Origin of the sequence: Brevibacterium sp. 'Marine' (assembly GCF_012844365.1) — a bacterium.
Lineage (GTDB): Bacteria > Actinomycetota > Actinomycetes > Actinomycetales > Brevibacteriaceae > Brevibacterium.
Genome location: NZ_CP051626.1, coordinates 1628371 through 1645779, shown reverse-complemented (window position 1 = coordinate 1645779; position 17409 = coordinate 1628371). Strand labels below are relative to the sequence as shown.

Annotated in this window: 17 protein-coding genes; 7 read left to right on the top strand and 10 right to left on the bottom strand. The window is 64.9% G+C overall.

The genetic code is table 11. From position 1 onward, the window contains the following. Nucleotides 1–56 precede the first annotated feature (56 nt). Both HF684_RS07255 and HF684_RS07250 read right to left on the bottom strand, forming a co-directional pair. Nucleotides 57–1364 carry a PhoH family protein gene (locus tag HF684_RS07255; protein WP_169251949.1) on the bottom strand — a complete coding sequence of 436 codons (1308 nt, stop codon included), beginning with the start codon at nt 1362–1364 and terminating at the stop codon, nt 57–59. A gap of 211 nt (nt 1365–1575) precedes the next feature. Continuing rightward, on the bottom strand, nt 1576–2337 hold the full coding sequence (locus HF684_RS07250) for an isoprenyl transferase (RefSeq protein WP_169251948.1): 762 nt from the start codon (nt 2335–2337) through the stop codon (nt 1576–1578). Between the two features lie 104 nt (nt 2338–2441). Between HF684_RS07250 and HF684_RS07245 the strand changes: the two genes are divergently transcribed. Beyond that, nucleotides 2442–3227 carry a hemolysin III family protein gene (locus tag HF684_RS07245; protein ID WP_169251947.1) on the top strand — a complete coding sequence of 262 codons (786 nt, stop codon included), beginning with the start codon at nt 2442–2444 and terminating at the stop codon, nt 3225–3227. A 129-nt stretch (nt 3228–3356) separates the two neighbouring features. On the opposite strand, the gene HF684_RS07240 is transcribed toward HF684_RS07245, so the two are convergent. After that, nucleotides 3357–3740, bottom strand: a complete 384-nt coding sequence (locus HF684_RS07240; protein ID WP_248279164.1) for a hypothetical protein — start codon at nt 3738–3740, stop codon at nt 3357–3359. Further along, complete coding sequence (mca, locus tag HF684_RS07235) at nt 3737–4747, bottom strand: mycothiol conjugate amidase Mca (protein WP_169251946.1); 1011 nt, start codon at nt 4745–4747, stop codon at nt 3737–3739. The genes HF684_RS07240 and mca overlap by 4 nt, the downstream gene beginning before the upstream one ends. Nucleotides 4748–4870: 123 nt before the next feature. On the opposite strand from mca, the gene HF684_RS07230 reads away from it, so the two are divergent. Together HF684_RS07230 and greA are read left to right on the top strand one after the other, a co-directional pair. Further along, nucleotides 4871–5296, top strand: coding sequence for a DUF4307 domain-containing protein (locus HF684_RS07230; protein ID WP_169251945.1), 426 nt, complete (start codon nt 4871–4873; stop codon nt 5294–5296). 189 nt (nt 5297–5485) lie between these two features. Beyond that, nucleotides 5486–5980 (top strand): transcription elongation factor GreA, encoded by a 495-nt coding sequence (greA, locus tag HF684_RS07225; RefSeq protein WP_025778091.1) that lies wholly within the window; start codon nt 5486–5488, stop codon nt 5978–5980. 97 nt (nt 5981–6077) lie between these two features. Here greA and HF684_RS07220 read toward each other — a convergent pair whose 3' ends face one another. Beyond that, nucleotides 6078–7547, bottom strand: coding sequence for an AI-2E family transporter (locus HF684_RS07220; RefSeq protein ID WP_169251944.1), 1470 nt, complete (start codon nt 7545–7547; stop codon nt 6078–6080). Nucleotides 7548–7610: 63 nt separating this feature from the next. Between HF684_RS07220 and HF684_RS07215 the strand changes: the two genes are divergently transcribed. The 3 genes from HF684_RS07215 (at nt 7611) to HF684_RS07205 (ending at nt 11257) form a co-directional block, all read left to right on the top strand. Beyond that, nucleotides 7611–8588, top strand: coding sequence for an SGNH/GDSL hydrolase family protein (locus HF684_RS07215; protein ID WP_248279163.1), 978 nt, complete (start codon nt 7611–7613; stop codon nt 8586–8588). After that, nucleotides 8585–9322 (top strand): Maf family protein, encoded by a 738-nt coding sequence (locus tag HF684_RS07210; protein ID WP_169251943.1) that lies wholly within the window; start codon nt 8585–8587, stop codon nt 9320–9322. The genes HF684_RS07215 and HF684_RS07210 overlap by 4 nt, the downstream gene beginning before the upstream one ends. A 123-nt stretch (nt 9323–9445) precedes the next feature. Beyond that, nucleotides 9446–11257 carry a biotin carboxylase N-terminal domain-containing protein gene (locus HF684_RS07205; RefSeq protein WP_169251942.1) on the top strand — a complete coding sequence of 604 codons (1812 nt, stop codon included), beginning with the start codon at nt 9446–9448 and terminating at the stop codon, nt 11255–11257. A gap of 69 nt (nt 11258–11326) precedes the next feature. Here the strand turns inward: HF684_RS07205 and HF684_RS07200 are convergent, their stop codons facing one another. The 4 genes from HF684_RS07200 to HF684_RS07185 form a co-directional block, all read right to left on the bottom strand. Further along, nucleotides 11327–12604 (bottom strand): DUF6596 domain-containing protein, encoded by a 1278-nt coding sequence (locus HF684_RS07200; RefSeq protein ID WP_169251941.1) that lies wholly within the window; start codon nt 12602–12604, stop codon nt 11327–11329. Next, nucleotides 12604–12945, bottom strand: coding sequence for a YciI family protein (locus tag HF684_RS07195; protein ID WP_169251940.1), 342 nt, complete (start codon nt 12943–12945; stop codon nt 12604–12606). The genes HF684_RS07200 and HF684_RS07195 overlap by 1 nt, the downstream gene beginning before the upstream one ends. A 121-nt stretch (nt 12946–13066) precedes the next feature. Continuing rightward, entirely contained in the window at nt 13067–14491 is a 1425-nt protein-coding gene (locus HF684_RS07190) for an NAD(P)H-quinone dehydrogenase (RefSeq protein ID WP_169251939.1), read from the bottom strand. Between the two features lie 69 nt (nt 14492–14560). Then, on the bottom strand, nt 14561–15112 hold the full coding sequence (locus tag HF684_RS07185) for a gamma carbonic anhydrase family protein (RefSeq protein WP_169251938.1): 552 nt from the start codon (nt 15110–15112) through the stop codon (nt 14561–14563). Between the two features lie 283 nt (nt 15113–15395). Between HF684_RS07185 and HF684_RS07180 the strand changes: the two genes are divergently transcribed. Beyond that, a complete protein-coding gene (locus tag HF684_RS07180) occupies nt 15396–15644 on the top strand; it encodes a WhiB family transcriptional regulator (RefSeq protein ID WP_009374875.1) in 249 nt (82 codons plus the stop codon). 164 nt (nt 15645–15808) lie between these two features. Here HF684_RS07180 and HF684_RS07175 read toward each other — a convergent pair whose 3' ends face one another. Then, entirely contained in the window at nt 15809–17323 is a 1515-nt protein-coding gene (locus tag HF684_RS07175) for a PAS domain-containing sensor histidine kinase (protein WP_169251937.1), read from the bottom strand. Nucleotides 17324–17409 lie beyond the last annotated feature (86 nt).

Here is a 17409-nt window from a genome sequence, read left to right as displayed (position 1 = left end):
CCGCATAGCGCGATACACCGGCGGTGACGTGAGCGGTCGGCGACCGGAACAGAGGCTCAGGACCGGAACGGGTCGAACTCCTCGAGGACATCGGTGACCAGAGCCGCGATCTCCGACCTCTCGGACCGTGTCAGCGTGACATGGGCGAACAGTTCGTGGCCCTTGAGCTTCTCGATCACCGCGGCGACTCCGTCGTGCCTGCCCACTCGCAGGTTGTCGCGCTGGGCGACATCGTGGGTGAGCACCACCTTCGAGTTCATTCCGATGCGTGAGAGCACGGTGAGCAGAACATTGCGCTCCAACGACTGTGCCTCATCGACGATGACGAATGCATCGTGGAGCGACCGTCCTCGGATGTGCGTGAGCGGCAGCACTTCGAGGATCTCTCTGTTGACCACCTCGTCGATGACGTTCTTGCTCACCAGCGCGCTGAGGGTGTCGAACACGGCCTCCGCCCAGGGGTTCATCTTCTCACCTTCGCTGCCGGGCAGGTAGCCGAGGTTCTGCCCGCCGACGGCGTAGAGGGGGCGGAAGACCATGATCTTCGAGTGCTTGTTCTCCTCGAGCACCTTCTGCAGGCCCGCCATGAGGGCCAGCGCGGACTTCCCCGTTCCGGCTCGCCCTCCCATCGACACGATCCCCAGGGCGTCGTCGAGCAGCATGTCGATGGCGATCCGCTGTTCCGCCGATCGGCCGTGGACGCCGAAGATGTCACGATCCCCGCGCACCATCGACACTCGGTTGCCGCTGCGCACACGTCCCAGTCCGGATCCGCGCGGTGAGGTGATGACGACACCGGTGTTGACCACCTCGTCGGAGACCTCCTCGGTGACGACCGACCCCGAATCGTAGAACTCGCTCATCTGCTCGTCGTCGAGGCCGAGCTCGCTCATCCCGGTGAACCCGGAGTCGACGGCCAGCTCCGCCAGATACTCCTCCGCGTGCAGACCCAGGGCCGAAGCTTTCACTCGCATCGGCACGTCCTTGGTCACGACGACCACGTCACAGCCTTCGGCAGAGAGGTTGCGGGCCACGGCCAGGATGCGGGTGTCGTTCTCCGTCCGGTCGAAGCCGACCGGCATCGTGGAGGCGTCGATGTGGTTGAGCTCGACCCGCAGCGTTCCGCCCGCATCGCCGACCGGAATGGGCTGATCCAATCGGTCGTAGTCGGAACGGAAGTCGTCGAGGATGTGGAGGGCTTTGCGTGCGGTGAATCCGAGTTCGGGATGATTGCGTTTGCCCTCGAGTTCGGAGACGACGATGAGCGGGATGACGACGTGGTGTTCGGCGAAGCGCAGAAGCGCTCCGGGATCCGACAGCAGCACCGAGGTGTCGAGAACGTAGGTGTGGACTTTTTCAGCCATGAGGACCTCTGAGGCGTGAGTTCCGCCGAGATCCGGTTCTGACATCCCCCGATCTCGGGTTGGTGTCGACCAACTACAGTCAACCTAACCCGGTTCGCCCTCGCAGACGGCAGCGGCACGCGTGTTCGGGCAAGTCGAGGTCATGAACTTCGAGTGAATGCGGGATTCCACCGTCACACGGCCGTGAATCCGCGCGGACCGCCGGCAGGCCCTATTTGCCGAAGCGGCGCTGCCGCAGACCGTAGTCGCGCACGGCACGGAGGAAATCCGTGCGACGGAAGTCCGGCCAGTAGGCTTCGCAGAAATAGAACTCCGAGTAGGCGCTCTGCCACATGAGGAAGCCGGAGAGTCGCTGCTCTCCCGACGAGCGGATGATGAGGTCGGGATCCGGCTGGCCCTTGGTGTAGAGGTGTTCGCCGATCTGCTCGGGAGACAGCTCGGAGATGATGGTCTCGAGATCCGTGCCGTCGTCGGCCTGAGTCCGCAGCAGGGATTTCACCGCGTTGACGATCTCCTGTCGGCCGCCGTAGCCGACGGCGACGTTGACGCGCATGCCGCAGTCCTCGGTCGTCGTCACGGCTTCCAAGCGGGCCCGCAGATCCGGTGGAACGATCTCGAGATCACCGACGAGTTGGACGCCGACGCCGTCGAGCGCTGCGATCTTCTCCACCAGATCCGAGATGATCTCGATGAGGATCGACACTTCTTCGGCGGAACGGGCGAGGTTCTCCTTGGACAGAACATAGAGAGTGACGATCTCCACGTCGATCTCGTGACACCAGCCGAGGAATTCGACGATCTTCGCCGCTCCGGCCCGGTGACCGTCTGCGGTCGTGGCCCCGAATTCTTTCGCCCACCGGCGATTGCCGTCGGTGATGACGCCGACGTGCCGCGGAACCGGAACCGACTTGTCGAGCTCACGCTTGAGCCGTCGCTCGTACAGCCGATAGAGCAGGTTCACGGGTCGCGCCACAGCTGTCCTCTTCCATATGGGTCGTCGGTCGGCTCGAACACTGTATAAGACTACTAGCCGACGATGCTGAACGCGGCCTCAGGCGCGCTGGCTACTATGGACCCATGAACGCTTCGCTCACCGATTCCTCTCCAGCCGTCCCCGACGGCTCCGGGCCCGTCGGTTCAGCCGGTGCGGATGATTTACCGCCCGCCGATGACCACCGCATCGCCCGTCGCCGCTCGGCTCTGCGAGCCGAACTGACGAAACTGGCCGGTCAGGTCAAGCCGAAGCTGCGTGGATGGTTCCACGCCGGTGCATTCCCTCTGTCGATGATCGGCGGCCTGGCGTTGGTGATCATCTCCCCGACGATCGAATCGCGTATCGCCGCCGCGATCTTCGCCGTCACCGGCATGCTGCTCTTCGGCACCTCCGCCGTCTACCACCGAGGCCGCTGGCGCACCCGCGCCCGCCTGGTCCTGCGGCGGCTCGACCATGCGAACATCTTCCTCATCACCGCCGGCACGTACACTCCGCTGGCCGTGCTGATGCTCACCACCGACCAGGCGATCCTCCTGCTGTCCGTGCTCTGGGGTGCCGCCGCCCTCGGAGTGGCCTTCCGTACGATCTTCACCACCGCGCCGAGGTGGCTCTTCGTGCCCATCTACGTCGGGTTCGGGGTCGCCGGAGTCGGATACATCCCTCAGATCTGGGCGACGAACTTCGCCGTCGGCCTCCTCGTCGTCCTCGGCGGTGTGTGCTATATCGCCGGCGCCGTGATCTATGGGATCAAGCGGCCGAACCCCTCACCGAAGTGGCTCGGCTTCCATGAGATCTTCCATATCCTCACGATCCTCGGCTACGGCTGCCATCTCGCCGCGCTCATCATCGCCGCCGTCGCCGCCTACTGAACTCCATTCGACTGAGTCCGGACGGTCCGCCCCGGCTCTTCGTCCTTCAGCTGAGTCTGCACGGACGCAACCGGCGCGATCACCCATCGGTGATCGCGCCGGTGTCTATGGGCACAGGACCTCAGAGCCTCAGGCTCGTCCATTCCGTTCGTCGGAGGATTCGGAGGAATCGATCGGCTCCTCCGTCGCGCCGCCTCGGCGATCTGCATCGGATGGTCCGGTATCGGCGGCTGCGTCGGAGTCGCGCTCAGCGGTCTCCGGTTCGGGTGCATCCGGCCCTGAGAGCGTCGACTGATTCGGAACCACATGCCTACGCAGCGGGATCGGGTAGGCATCATTCGCACCCGATCGGGCCCGCACCCGACGGACACGACGCAGAGCGTCCCGGATGAGGAAGATCGTCAGGATCACGATGACGAGGGTAGCCAGGAAGCCGATCGTTCCGGGTGTCACCAGATCCGGGTCCGGTGCGCCTCCGTCCGGAGTCGGGGTCGGAGAGGACGCGAATATCATGCGCGGGCATCGCTTTCGGTCGGGACTGCTGCTTCAGCGTCGAGGTCGTCGGCGGCCGGTGATGCCGGGAGCATCCCCTCATCGGGAACGCGACGACCGTCATCGAAGGTCACACAGGCGAACAGATCGGTCTCCTGGAAGTCGAGATCGCGGTTCAGCGGTTCACGGCCGGTGAGGTCGAGAGCCAGTTCGAACTCCTCGGTCGGCCAGTACGTGCGAGCGGCCTTGCGAGAAGCAGAGAAGAAGCCGCCCTCGGGGTCGATCTGAGTGGCATGGGAAAGCAGCGCCCGATCGCGAGCAGTGAAGAACTCGGAGCAGTCGATGCGGGTGCTCAACCAGTTGTGGCGTTGATTGTCGCGCTTCTTGAAATCCTCGAGGTGGTCGGCGAACGGGGATTCGAGTCCCGCCTCGAGCATCTTCTCGTGGATGGTGATCCACTTCTTCGCCGACAGGTCCTGATTGAAGTAGATCTTCTGCACCTGCCACGGCTCACCGAGCTCGGGATGAGAGGCCGCATCAGCGGCGGCCTCGACGGCGGCCATGGTCACGGCATGGTTCTTGATGTGGTCGGGATGAGGATAACCGCCGAGCTCGTCGTAGGTGGTCACCACCTGCGGCCGGAAGGTGCGGATGATGTGCACGAGGGGCAGCATCGCGACCTCATCGGGGACACGATAGAAGCATCCCGGAGGAGTCTGGTTGTCGAAATCACCGTCGGGCAGCCCCGAGTCGACGTGCCCGACCCAGACATGTTCGGCACCGAGAGCGGCGGCAGCAGTCGCCATCTCCTCACGACGGAGACCGGCGATATCGCGGCTGGCCTTCGGGCTCTGCAGCAGAGCGGGGTTGAGGATGTCGCCGGCCTCACCGCCGGTCATCGTGGCGATGAGCACCCGCGCACCCAGAGACGCGTACTTCGCGGTCGTTGCCGCACCCTTGGAGGATTCGTCGTCGGGGTGGGCATGGACGGCCAACAGGCGCAGCCCATGGTACGGAAGCGAAGTCATATCCTAAATGTCCCTTTCGATTCAGCCTGGTGGCCACCTCCTGCCGGCGCTGCGGCTGACATGATCGCCGGCAGAGGATCGACTACTCTAGATTAGTGCGCGAAGTACTTAATGAGGAATTCAATGACTGAGGTAACAGTGGCACCACCACTGCATGATGATCGCTACGGCCGGACCAGCAGGCCCACACGAGAGCTGAGTCGTCGAGCGAAGATCATCGCCGTCGTCGTCCTCGCCGCTGTGGTCGCCGTCATCGCTGTCTGGGCCTTCCGTCCGCAGACGAATCCCACGACACCGCGCACTCTTGACTATTCGGTTGTCGACAACTCGTCAACGCACGTCAGCGTCGGAATATTTCCGGATCAGGAACGCGACGTGCACTGCATCGTCCAGGCCACGAATGAGCACGAAGCGATCGTCGGCTTCACCGAGGTGACCGTTGCTGCCGATCCGAATGCCGATCCGAATTCGCCGAAGCGCGTCGACGTCGACCTGGCCACGACTCAGCTGGCGGCCTCCGGTCACGTGGACTCCTGCTGGTTCGAATAGTTCTCGCACGAGGATGCGGCTTGCGGCTGCGAACTTCCGGCTCGCGGCAGGCAACGTGATCGAGCTCATCATTTTTTCCCTGCAGATGCGTTACACTGTAGTTTCATTCAACTTCCGGGCGTGCCCATACGCCCGGTTTTTTCGTTGCCTGACACGCCCGTCAGTGCACCGACCGAAGAAGGAGAAGTCATGACCGAGGAAGTCACCCAGGAAGAGACATGGTTGACCCAGGAAGCCTTTGACCGCCTGTCGAAGGAACTCGAGCATCTCTCCGGACCGGGTCGTGCAGAGATTGCTGAGAAGATCGAAGCCGCCCGCGACGAGGGTGACTTGAAGGAGAACAGCGGTTATCACGCAGCACGTGATGAGCAGGGCAAGCAGGAAGCTCGCATCCGCCAGCTCGAGGTGCTGCTGCGCAACGCCAAGGTCGGCTCGAACGACAGCGACGGCAAGACCGTGGCCCCCGGAACCGTCGTCACTGCGACCGTCGCGGGCAACAGTATGCGGTTCCTGCTGGGCAACCGCGAGATCGCCGGGGACTCCGATATCGACGTCTTCTCGGAGAAGTCGCCGCTCGGAGCGGCTGTCCTCGGCGTCAAGGCCGGAGACACGACCTCATACGAGGCTCCGAACGGCAAGACCATCGAGGTCAAGGTCGATTCCGTCGAAGCCTTCACCGGCTGATCATCGACAGACACAAGTGGGCGGGTGCGATCGCACCCGCCCACTTCTCTATTCACTCCGGTTCAGACGCGTCCTGCCGGGTCGCCTGGTCCGAGGTTCAGGCGTCGTCGGGGCTCTTCTTCGGCCGTCCGGGCTCTGCCGAACCGGGCTCACCCGACGTCGTCGAACCGGTTGTTCCGGTTCCTGCCGAATCGGGCGGTTCGGTATCTGATGCGCGTTCGACCTCCGCGGATTCGCGGACGGCATCGGTGAGCCGTTCCTTCGCTGTCTCCAGGACAGCGGTGGCTTCTCGCTCGTCCGGGTCTCGCTTCGGGTCTCGCACCGGATCATCCTCTGCGGCCTCGGAGTCACCGGCGTTCGTGCGCACGATATAGCTGACGACGCTGTTGAGCACCGCCACCAGGGGAACGGCGAAGAGGGCACCGACGATGCCGAAGAGGAAGCCGCCTCCGGTGACCGCGAGGATCACGGCCAGCGGGTGGACGGACACGGCCTTGCCCATCAGGAAAGGCTGCAGGACCTGGCTTTCGATCTGCTGGACCGCGATGACCACGGCCAACATGATCACCGCGCTGACCAGTCCGTTCGAGACCAGAGCGACGAGCACGGCGACCGCGCCGGAGGCGATGGCGCCGACGACGGGGACGAACGAGGTGAGGAAGACGAGCACGGTCATGGGAATGACCAGAGGGATCCCGAGGAACGCAGCGCCGATGCCGATGCCGATCGCATCGACTGCGGCGACGAGGATCTGGACCCGCACATACTGCACGAGGGTCGTCCACCCACGCCGAGCGGCTCCTGTGGCGACGGGGCGGGCGGGAACCGGCAGCAGGTTCATGACCCACCTGAAGATGTTCTCTCCGTCATAGAGGAAGAAGAACGTCGCGAACAGGCAGACGGCCATACCGGTGAGGAAGGTGCCCACCGAGGAGGTGGCCTCCAGGGCACCGCCGAGAAGTTGGCTGCTGTTGTTCTGGAAGAAGCTCGTCGCGGTCTTGATCGCCTCGTCGATATAGCTCGAGATGGTCGAGGCATCGATGCCGAAGGGACTCGTGGCCAACCAGCCGCTGATTCCGGACACACCGGCGATGACCTGTCTGACGAGATCGGGCATGCCGGAATAGATCTGCTGACCGACGAGGCCGAAGAGGCCGAGCACGATGACGATGAACCCGATGAAGGAGATCGCAGCGGCCCCGCCGCGCGGTACACGCTTCTTCTTCAGCCACCCGGTCAGCGGAGCGAGCAGAGCGGCCAACAGCAGAGCGATGAGCACGGGCAGCACGACGCTGGAGATCTTCGACAGGAGCCACAGGGCCACGCCGATCGCCACGAGCACGACGATCGACCGCCACGACCACGCAGCAGCGAGTTTGAGACCCGGAGCCACATACGGTTTGGCCTCGGCCTCGATTCGACTGAGTGCGATCTCCTCGGGACTGACGGCCTGCGACGGGGTCATTTCGGATTCGGACTGGGAACGCGAGGATCCGCGTCCCCGCCGGAACGCCTCCCATGCCCCACGGAATCGGTTCGGAGGATGCTGCTGATCGTTTTCGGTCATGCTCCAACAATAGTTGTTGATGCACTGACAAAGGTGCAATGATGACGCCGGAGGAGGGAAACAGTGGGAAGACGCTTGATCTATACGCTGGCGACCATGGGAGCGACCGTCGTCGGCGCCGGTGCCTCGGCTGCGGGGCTTCTCCGCCACCAGGCAGGATCGCTCCGCAGCTCCTTCGACGACGACAAGAACCGTCGCTTCTCCACCTTCACCGAGGCGATCGCCGCTCCACGGGACAACGACGATGATGACTCCGCCGCCCTGGCCATCATCGGCGATTCTTGGCTCTGCGGGGTTGACGTCGACGCCGATCAGGCGCCCCCGACTCTCATCGGCCGCGGTCTGGCGCGGATGCTCGGCACCACTGTGCGGGTCCAGACCACGGCGCGGCCCTCGGCACTGTCGGATGATCTGCATCGGCAGGTCGACGAGATTCTGCGCTCGCCGTGGCTCTCTCGTCAGCTCTCGGATCGCTGGAGCGAAGACCGCCGATTTGCGATCATCTCGATCGGCACCGGCGACATCATCCACCCGATCCAGGCGACCATCGGCGTTCCCGTGCTCAACCAGGCCATCAACAGGCTCCAGCGCGAGGGCCGTTACACCGTATTCGTCCTCGTCTGTCCCAATCTCGGCGGTCTGCCGGGGCTGCGCGATCCGCTCAAGACGTCACTGCGGCGGACCTCTCGGGTCCTCGCCGGTTCTCAATGGCTGGCAGCGCTGGCCGCACGTGCGGTTCCGCTGCGGTCGACGGGATCGCTGAGCGGAACGACGCGCCGGTCTCTGCTCAATGGCTCGGGACGATTCCCCAGCGAACTCGGCTATGCCCAGCTGTCCTCGACTCTGCTGTCCGCGATCGCCGAACGCATCGAAGCACCGGTCGTCGTCGATCGCAGCCTCGACATCCCTGAGAAGGGCGAAACCGCCCGCCGACACGAACTGGTCCCCGGCGCCGAGGCGCAGTCAGATGCCGAAGAATCAGCGGTGACAGAGGACATCAGGGCCGAACCGGTCCCGAATCACTCGGAGACCGTCTCGTGATCCCGGTCGTCCTCGCCTCCCAGTCTCCTTCACGTCGCCAGATCCTCCGGGACGGCGGAATCGACCCGGTCATCATCGTCTCCGAGGTCGACGAACGTGCCCTCGAGGACGATTTCACCGGCTCCGTCGGCGAACTCACCACAGCGTTGTCGGAAGCGAAGGCTCGTGCGGTCATCGACCGGATCATCGGATCCGCTCCCCCGGCACTCGAGGGCGCGGACACCGTGGTCGTCATCGCCGGGGACTCTCTGCTCGAATTCGACGGGCGGGCCATCGGGAAACCGGGAACGGCAGAACGCACTCGCGACGTGTGGTCGGCGATCGCCGGCCGATGGACGCAGCTGCATTCGGGTCATACGGTCGCCGTCCTCCTCCGGACTCCGCAATCGAACGGCGCAGCCGGGCTGACGGGAGCTGACGACCGCAGAGACACTGCCGATCGCGCCGATCGAACCGCCTCGGCGCCATTCGAACTCAGCGCCCTGCGCTCGAAACGGTCGGCCACCTCGGTGCTCATCGGCTCACCCAGCCCGGAGGAGCTCGAGGCTTACATCGCCACCGAAGAGCCCTTTCACGTGGCCGGGGCGCTGACGATCGACGGATTCGGCGGAGCCTTCGTCGACCGGCTCGACGGCGACCATCTCACCGTCCTCGGACTCAGCCTGCCCGTCGTACGCGAACTGGTCACCGACATGGGCCTGTTCTGGCCCGATCTGTGGACTCTCCAGCGGTAGACTCGGTTCTGGTTCGGTGACACGCCCGAGGACATTGAAGTTCTCGTCCCAATTTTTTATCGCTGTCCTACAAACCCTTGGTGCTGTTCTCTAAATTGTTCTGTGATCATACAAAGGAGCACCATGACCACAGTCCTCTCCGACTCCACGACCTCGGTTCTGAGCACCACTGTTCCGACCGGGGCCGTCCGCCGAGTCCTCATCGCCAACCGCGGTGAGATCGCTCTGCGCATCATCCGGGCCGCCCACGACCTCGGCATCAAGGCTGTCGCCGTGTACACCCGCGCCGATTCCGATGCCGACTTCGTCGAACTCGCCGATGACGCGTGGCTGCTGGACGGATCCGGAGCCGGGGAGACGTATCTCGACATCGAGAAGATCCTCGCCCTGGCCAAGCGCTCCGGTGCCGACGCCGTCCACCCCGGCTACGGCTATATGGCCGAGAACGCACAGTTCGCGCAGGCCGTCATCGATGCCGGGCTGATCTGGGTCGGACCTCCCCCGGCAGCGATCGAGCTCCTCGGCGACAAGTCCGGAGCTCGGGCCGTCGCCGAGGCTGTCGATGCTCCGGTCGCTCCCGGTTCCGACGGGGCCGTGGCCGATCTGACCGAGGCCGCCGAGGTGGCCGACCGGATCGGGTTCCCCGTCGTCGTCAAGGCCGTCCACGGCGGAGGCGGACGCGGCTTCCGCGCCTGTGCTGCCGCCGAGGACCTCGAAGCCGCCTATACTGCGGCGACCCGAGAGGCGCAAAGCGCCTTCGGCCGCGGTGAGTGCCTCATCGAGAAGCAGATCGTGCGCCCCCGCCACCTCGAGACCCAGTGCCTGGCCGATGTTCACGGCAATGTGCGGGTCGTGTCCACGCGCGACTGCACTCTGCAGCGTCGCAACCAGAAGATCATCGAAGAGGCGCCCGCCCCGTTCCTCACCGCCGAACAGGAGCGCATCGTCTCCGAAGCCTCGGCTCGTCTGCTCGCCCACGTCGGCTACGTCGGCGCCGCGACCTGCGAGTTCCTCCTCGGCGAGGACGGCACCATCATCTTCATGGAAGCCAATGCGCGCATCCAGGTCGAGCACACCGTCACCGAGGAGGTCACCGGAGTCGACCTCGTCGGCTGGCAGGTGCGCATCGCCTCGGGTGAGGCTCTGCCGGATGAGTTCCCCGCTGTGCGCGGGCACTCCTTCCAGTTCCGCATCAACGCCGAGGATCCCACGACGTTCTTCCCCGCCACCGGCGCGGTGAAGAACTACCGTGCGCCGTCGGGTCCGGGCGTGCGGCTGGACTCCGGCATCGGCGAAGGCAGCGTCGTCGGCACGGACTTCGACCCGATGCTGGCCAAACTCGTCGTCACCGGCGCCACCCGTGATGAGGCCCTGGCCCGAGCACGTCGGGCCCTGTCCGAATACCGCATCGAAGGCGTCTCGACGCTGCTGCCGCTGCACCGGGTTCTCGTGGACGAGCAGGCATTCGCCGCTGATTTCAAGGTCTGGACCAACTGGCTCGAAACCGCTTTCGTCAATCCGCTTGTCGATCCACAGCTAGGAGAACAGATGAGTACTGCAACCGACAGCTTCAGTGTTGTGGTCGAGGTCGATGGCCGTCGGATGACCGTTTCGGTCCCCAAGGACGTCATCTCGGATCTCGGTCATGTTCCCAGCCCCAGCGTGCCACGGCGCAAGCGCGGGCTGAGCAGCCGCAAGGGGGCGAAGATCGCCGATGACTCGAATGCGCTCAACGCTCCCATGCAGGGCACCATCGTCTCCGTCGCCGTCAATCCCGGTGACACCGTCGAAGTCGGTGACACCCTTGCCGTCATCGAGGCGATGAAGATGGAGCAGCCGCTCAAGGCCGGTCACTCCGGCACCGTCTCCGAGGTGCTCGTCGACGCAGGTGCCTCGGTGAAGTCCGGTGAGCCGATCATCCGCTTCGCTGCCTGAGGAGCATCGACTCCGGTGTTCGGTTCGTCCCGAACGCAGGAGTCCCGCGTCCACCAGTCCCTGCCCGGGTCACCGCTGAAGATCGGTGATCCGGGCAGTGATGTATTCGGACTCGGCATCGTTTCCGGGGCACTCGAGACCGGCGGCATAGGCGTCCTCGGCCTCGGCCGTGCGGCCGAGCTCGTCGAGGGTGATGGCTCTGGCGATGTGGAAGGGCCTGTGCCGCAGCAGCCGCGGATCTTCGGCAAGTTCGTCCAGGGCGCTCATGGCAGCTTCGGGGCCCGAGACCTGCCCGAGGGCGATCGCGGTGTTGAGAGCCACGACCGGCGACGGGTCGAGGTCGGTAAGCATCCGATAGAGCACGAGGATCTGCTTCCAGTCCGTCTCGGCGAACGTCGCGGCGTCGGCGTGGAGGGCAGCGATCGCCGCCTGGATGGTGAAGGCACCGGCCTCCGGTTCCCCGGCGGCCGTTCCGACGAGTCCGGTGCCTTCGGCGATGAGGCGGGAGTCCCACCGGCTGCGGTCCTGGTCGGCCAACGGCACCGGCCGACCGTCCTCGCTCACCCGAGCACGATCACGCGCCCGTGTGAGCAGGAGCAGAGCCAGCAGACCGCGAGCTTCGGTCTGTTCGGGCAGATATCCGACGAGCAGTCGGGTCAGTCGGATGGCTTCGAGCTGCAGGTCGACTCGAGTATGGTCCGGTCCTGCAGTGGCGTTGATGCCCTGAGTGAAGATGAGGGAGAGGACGCGCAGCACTCCGGGCAATCGGTCACCGACCTCAGCGGGCGCAGGGCGGCCGAAGGGAATCCCGGTCTTGAGGATCCGCTGCTTGGCGCGGACGATCCGCTGCTGCATCGTCGCGGTCTCGATGAGGAATCCGGCAGCCACCTCGGCGGTGGTCAGTCCCGAGAGGAAGCGCAGGATGAGCACGATGCGTTCGTCCTCGCGCAGGGTCGGGTGGGAGCAGGTGAAGAACAGGCCGAGGCGTTCGTCGGGCATGTCTGCCGCGTCCAACTCCTCGCCGAGGTGCTCCGCGTGGTCGTCGTGGTCACCTGGTCGCAGCTCGTCCTCGATGCGCAGGCGGGCGAGGTGCCGGGTGCGCACATCATCGGAGCGGATGAGATCGATGGCGCGGTTCTTCGCCGTGGTCATCAGCCATGCCTGAGGGCGTTCCGGCACTCCCCTGCCCGGCCATGTCTCGACCGCGCGCAGCACGGCGTCGTGGAGGGACTCCTCGGCGAGGTCGAAGTCCCGGAACCGGGTGACGAGCGCCGCGAGCAGCCGCCCGTAGTCCTCCTCGCCGATGGCGCTGAGGACTCGAGCGGCCGAATCGGGGGCAGGGTCCATCAGTAGTCGGCCACCGGACGGATCTCGATGTGTCCGGCCTTGGCTGCGGGGCTCTTCTTCGCCCAGGCGATCGCCTCGTCGATGTCGGCGACGTCGATGACGTAGCTGCCGCCGACGAACTCGTTCGATTCGGCGAACGGACCCGAGGTGACAAGCGCTTCGCCTCCGGACCCGCTCACCCGAACCCCGAGTTCGGGTCCCTCGAGGGCGAAGCCGCCGACGACGACCCCGGCCTCGCTGATCTCCTTGTCGAATGCCATGAACTCGGTCGGATCCGCTCCGCCGTCCTCACCGCAGTCAGGATCCTGTGGGCGTCCCATCAGCAGAAGTGCGTATTTCATGTCGTTCTCCTTCGTCGTTCCTCATGTCATGCCGGGCGGCCTGACACCATGATGACGGTCGAGGAGCGAGAAGATCGACAGCTGCGGAGCAGAACTTTCCCGCGATCGTCGATTCGAGACTTCAGAGGTGGCGGTGGAGCTTCCGTGCCGCTTCGGTCAGCGATCCGCTCACCGAGGGGTAGACGACGAAGGAGGCGGAGAGCTGGTCGACGGTCAGCCGGTTCTCCACGGCCATGGTGATCGGCAGGATCAGCTCACTGGCCCGCGGGCCGACGACGACGCCGCCGAGGATGGAGCCGGATCCGCGCCGAGCGAAGATCTTGACGAACCCGTCCTCGATGCCGAGCATCTTGGCGCGCGGATTCGTGTCCAGAGGCAGCATCACGGTGTCGATGTCCGTCGGGTTCTCGCGGTAGTTCTGCTGAGTGAAGCCGACGGTGGCGATCTCGGGTGCGGTGAACACGTTCGAAGCGACATTGCGCAGCTTGAGCGGCTGCACCGCGTCGCCGAGTGCGTGGTTCATGGCGATCCGGCCCTGCATCGCGGCCACCGAGGCCAGCGGCAGCACACCGGTGCAGTCACCGGCGGCATAGATCCCGGCCCGCGAGGTCCGCGAGACCCCATCGACGACGATGTGTCCGGATTCGCTGACCCGCACACCGGCTTTCTCCAGGCCGAGGCCTTCGGTGTTCGGAATCGAACCGACGGCCATGAGGCAGTGGGATCCCTCGACGCGGCGGCCGTCGGCGAGCACCACCTCGACTCCGTCGTCGGTGCGGGTCACCGAGGCGGCGCGGGAGCGGGAGAGGACGTTCATGCCCTTGTTGCGGAAGACGAATTCGAGCACATCGGCTGCATCTTCGTCCTGCCCGGGCAGGACCTTCTCACGCGAGGACACGAGGGTCACCTCGGTGCCCAGGGCACGGTAGGCCGAAGCGAACTCGGCGCCGGTGACACCGGAGCCGACGACGATGAGGTGCTCGGGCAGCTCGTCGAGGTCGTAGAGCTGGGTCCAGGTGAGGATGCGCTCACCATCGGGCTGCGCAGTGGGCAGCTCACGCGGGTGGGCGCCGACTGAGAGCAGGATCGTCGAGGCCTCGAGGGTGTACTCGGTGCCGCCGGATTCGACGACATGGACCTGGTCGCGACCGGCCAGCGTCGCCGTGCCCTGAATGGCTTTGACACCGGCCCGGATGAGGCCTTCGTAGATGTCGTTGGCCTGGGCGTCGGCCAGCGAGAGGATGCGCTTGTTGACCGCTTCGAGGTCGGCGGTGACTCGGCGATCATCGGAATCGGTGTCCTCGGCGTTCTCGATCCGGATTCCGAGCCCGCCGGAGCGCTCGATCTCATCCATCATCTCGGCGGTGGCGATGAGCGACTTCGACGGCACGACATCGGTGAGCACGGCGGAACCACCACACCGATTCGCCTCGATGAGCATGACATCGGCACCGAGCTGAGCCGCGACGAGCGCGGCTTCGTAGCCGCCGGGGCCGCCGCCGATGATGACGACGCGATCTGCAGTGGAATCAAATTCAGTGTTCACACTCAGATTGTCTCAAATCGCCACGATGCTTGCGAACGGCCCCGCCGGATCGGTTCGGGATCGGTCCGATCAGCCCGGATCGACCACCTCGGCGGTGTCCTTGTGCAGGGTCGACAGGTGCACATAGGACTGGGCGTTCTGCCGGACCTTCTCCACTCCTTCATCCGTCATCTCCCGACGCACCTTCGCAGGGACACCGGCGACGAGCGACCGTGCCGGAATCTGTGTGCCTTCGAGGACGACGGCACCCGCGGCGACGAGGGACTCGCTGCCGATGTGGGCGTCGTTGAGCACTGTGGAGTGCATTCCGATGAGCACGTCGTCGTCGACGACGGCACCGTGGACGAGAGCCTGGTGGCCGATGGAGACCCGGGCGCCGATGACGACAGGTTTGCCGGCGTCGGTGTGCATGACGGTGTTGTCCTGGACATTCGAGTCCTCACCGATCGTGATCGGGGCGGCCTCGGCGCGCAGAACACAGCCGTAGAAGACGCTCGCTCCCTTCTTCACATGCACATCACCGACGAGAGTGGCGCCGGCCGCGACGAACGCATCCGGATCGACCTGCGGCGTGTGGCCGCCGACGGAGACGATGCGGGGGCCGGCGAGATCGTTGGTCATGAGTCCTCCATCGGTTCACGAGATGTCTGTCTGCATTCATCTGCTGTCTGCATGTGCCTTACAGTCTAGGCCCAGACGCCGCAGCAGGGGCGGAAAGACGAATCGCGGACCGATTTGCGCGATCGCCCTCATAGCAGGACAATGGTGAAAATTCTTGTCAGAAATTTCACACTGCCGGACCCTTGTGCGCCCAATTGCGTTATGTGAACCTTGACTGTGAGAGTTGCACGCCCGGAATTCGGGCGTGATCAACTGCGTTCACTGAATTCGTCGAAAGGTCACCATGGATTGGCGACACCGTGCAGCATGCCTCAATGAGGATCCGGAGCTCTTCTTCCCGATCGGCAACACCGGACCCGCGCTGCTCCAGATTGAGGAAGCAAAGACTGTCTGTCGCCGCTGTGAAGTCGCAGAGACCTGCCTGCAATGGGCCCTCGAATCCGGTCAGGATGCCGGAGTCTGGGGTGGTCTGAGCGAAGACGAACGTCGCGCTCTCAAGCGTCGCGCCGCTCGCGCCCGCCGCGCCGGCTGAGACGCCGGACATCGGGAGGCAGTCCCCTGAAGCCCCTGAAGCTGCCGGAACCCTCACCGCATCACCCAGCACCACCGAAGACTGAGTCCCTTGTCTCGACGACGAATGATCGTCGTCGAGACAAGGGACTCAGTCGTGTGCGGGTCACTTCAGTCGTGTGCGGCTCAGTCGTAGGAATCCGGGCGCAGCGGCACATCGAGGACGGCGACGGTTCCGCCGCCTTCGCGGGACTGCCATTGGATCGAACCGGCCAGATCGGCGGAGACCAGGGTGCGCACGATCTGCGTACCCAGACCATTGCCCGGATTCTGCGTCTCCCCCAACCCGATGCCGTCATCGGCGATCGTCACACTCAGATGGTCGCCATTGCGCTCAGGAGTCACCCACACGTGGCCGTTGAGCGTCTCCCCCGGTTCCAATCCCTCGAGGTTCTCGGTGGGGAATCCGTGTTCGATCGCGTTCGTGATCAGCTCCGTGATGGCCAGGGCCAAGGAGGTGGCATCGGCTGAGGAGATGGTACCGAAGCTTCCGCAGCGTTTGAGTTCGATGTGCACCAGCGGACTGGTCAGCTCGGGCGTCAGACGCAGCCCCTTGTCGACGACTTCGTCGAAGTCCACCTCGGATTCGACGCCTTGGCTGAGCACGTCATGGACCACTGCGATGATCGAGACGCGGCGCATCGCCTCGGTCAGCGCGCCTTTGGCCTCGGGGCTGTCGATCCGGCGGGTCTGCAGCCGCAGCAGGGCGGAGACGGTCTGCAGATTGTTCTTCACCCTGTGGTGCATCTCCTTGATCATCGCGTCTCGCGAGAGCAGCTCCCGCTTGCGGCGACGGATCTCGGAGACGTCGCGGGCCAGCACGATCGCACCGATGCGCTCCCCCTCATCCGTCAGCGGAATCGCACGCAGGGACACACTCGTGCGCCCGACTTCGAGCTCGGTCCGCCACGGGGCACGTCCGGTGAGCACCAGCGGGAGGGTCTCGTCGACCTGCCGCAGATCCGCACTGAGGTTCGAGACCACCTCGGAGAGGTAGCTGCCTTCGATCTCTCCTCCGTAGCCGAGCCGGTGCATCAGCGATACGGCGTTCGGGGATGCGTACTGCACATGCGAATCGCGGTCGAGGATGAAGATGCCGTCACCGACTCGAGGTTCGCCGTGCCGGGCTCCGGACGGGGCATCGCGGTCGGGGAACGTTCCCTGCACGATCATCCGCATCAGGGCCATCGCCGTTTCCCGGTAGTACTTCTCCAACCGGGACGAACCCCTGCGCCGGACCTCTTCCGAGTACCGGACGACGAGCGCTATGGCCTCACCGTCACGGATGATCGGAACCGCCTCGGCGAGGATATCTACATCGGAGGATCCTGCGCTGATTCCCATCTCTCGGGCCGCTGCGACGTGGGTGACATAGCTGCGAGTGCTGCTGGCCCGGTCGAGCAGCTCCTTCTCAAGGCCGGTCGCCCGCGCTCCGATCAGGTCCCGGTTGAACAGTGTCGCTCCGGTCGTCGATCGCGCATGGGCCAGCACCGTATAGGCGCCGCTGGGCGACGGCACCCACAGCACGAGGTCGGCGAAGGAGAGGTCGGCCAGCAGCTGCCAGTCCCCGACGAGCAGATGGATGTGTTCGACGTCCGACTCATCCGTGAGGCCCTCGGCCGCCAGCAGTTCGTTGAGCACGATACGTTCCTCCCAGGTGAGATCAGCAGACCCGGGAGAACCGCGGATCTGCTGAGATGTCGATGTTCAGACGCTACCACTGAATC

Bases quoted from the DNA above. Each gene is read 5' to 3' on its own strand.
- HF684_RS07255 (WP_169251949.1), bottom strand. From the start codon at position 1,364: ATGGCTGAAAAAGTCCACACCTACGTTCTCGACACCTCGGTGCTGCTG.
- HF684_RS07245 (WP_169251947.1), top strand. From the start codon at position 2,442: ATGAACGCTTCGCTCACCGATTCCTCTCCAGCCGTCCCCGACGGCTCC.
- HF684_RS07240 (WP_248279164.1), bottom strand. From the start codon at position 3,740: ATGATATTCGCGTCCTCTCCGACCCCGACTCCGGACGGAGGCGCACCG.
- mca (WP_169251946.1), bottom strand. From the start codon at position 4,747: ATGACTTCGCTTCCGTACCATGGGCTGCGCCTGTTGGCCGTCCATGCC.
- HF684_RS07230 (WP_169251945.1), top strand. From the start codon at position 4,871: ATGACTGAGGTAACAGTGGCACCACCACTGCATGATGATCGCTACGGC.
- greA (WP_025778091.1), top strand. From the start codon at position 5,486: ATGACCGAGGAAGTCACCCAGGAAGAGACATGGTTGACCCAGGAAGCC.
- HF684_RS07220 (WP_169251944.1), bottom strand. From the start codon at position 7,547: ATGACCGAAAACGATCAGCAGCATCCTCCGAACCGATTCCGTGGGGCA.
- HF684_RS07205 (WP_169251942.1), top strand. From the start codon at position 9,446: ATGACCACAGTCCTCTCCGACTCCACGACCTCGGTTCTGAGCACCACT.
- HF684_RS07200 (WP_169251941.1), bottom strand. From the start codon at position 12,604: ATGGACCCTGCCCCCGATTCGGCCGCTCGAGTCCTCAGCGCCATCGGC.
- HF684_RS07195 (WP_169251940.1), bottom strand. From the start codon at position 12,945: ATGAAATACGCACTTCTGCTGATGGGACGCCCACAGGATCCTGACTGC.
- HF684_RS07185 (WP_169251938.1), bottom strand. From the start codon at position 15,112: ATGACCAACGATCTCGCCGGCCCCCGCATCGTCTCCGTCGGCGGCCAC.
- HF684_RS07180 (WP_009374875.1), top strand. From the start codon at position 15,396: ATGGATTGGCGACACCGTGCAGCATGCCTCAATGAGGATCCGGAGCTC.